We start from the raw sequence: 922 nt of genomic DNA, 5'->3' as shown, positions 1-922 counted from the left end.
TGTAGCGGCTGTCCAGCAGGCTCTGCTTCATCTCCCGGTAGCCCAGTTCGATTTCCCAGCGCTGACTGTACAAGTCGACGATTTCCTCTGACGGGAAGCGCAGGGGATCGGTCATCGAGGTCAGGCTCTGGCGCACCTTGCCCTTGACTGTCTTGCTCAGGAGCCGCGCCTGCAGGGTTTCCGGCAGGTCTGGCCATTGCTTTCGCGCCTGCGCCGAGATCGGCAGGCTGACGATGACATCCTGGCTGCCCAGCCGGTGGATGACGTCATAGCGAGCCCCCTTGCGCAGCGGGACCAGCCAGTGACGCTGGGTGCCGGCCTGCTGCCAATGGTGCAACAAGCCCAGGGAGTAGAAGCCGCGGTCGAACAGGGTCAACGAGTGATCGGGTGTACTGGCGACCAGTTGCTCGGCCAGTTTCATTTCGTTGCTGTGGTAACCGGCGAAGGCGCTGCTGACCAACAGGTGACTGGTCAATTCCATCTGACACACCATGCGCACCTGTGGAAAACCGGTATCGCCATACTGGTTGGTGGAGCTGGCGTAGCGCTCGCGGTTCTCCTGCGTATCGGGCGTGCGCCAGACCACACCGTCGACACTGAGCAGGCGCAGCCCCATCCAGCTCGGATGATTGGCCGAGGCGTGCCAGCGCTGCTGCGTCAGGGCGAACACTTCACGTACCGCCTGGCTGCCCAGGCGCTGGCGTCCTTGAACCACGGCGCTGGGGGCCACCAAGGGGCGCTGTCCGGGTAGCATGATGTCCATCTGGTTGACGACATCCCAGGCCGACATCCGGCGAAACAGGGCCATCCCAATCACGCACCAAATCATCGCCTCCAGAGGCAGCCGCCTCTTGCGCAGAGTCGCTACCCCTGCGGTCTCGAAGGCCGACCGGACCAGTTCGGGGTCAAGCAGCTCGCCAAG

At 63.6% G+C, this 922-nt stretch carries 1 protein-coding gene; it reads right to left on the bottom strand.

Annotation, left to right across the window (positions count from 1 at the left end):
- The coding region (locus tag PIN01S_RS26140) for an IS4 family transposase (protein ID WP_084339833.1) at positions 1–922 on the bottom strand (922 nt) is incomplete at both ends.

Origin of the sequence: Pseudomonas indica NBRC 103045, from assembly GCF_002091635.1 — a bacterium.
In the GTDB taxonomy this organism is placed as follows: domain Bacteria; phylum Pseudomonadota; class Gammaproteobacteria; order Pseudomonadales; family Pseudomonadaceae; genus Pseudomonas_M; species Pseudomonas_M indica.
This window is presented reverse-complemented; position numbering and strand designations above follow the sequence as displayed.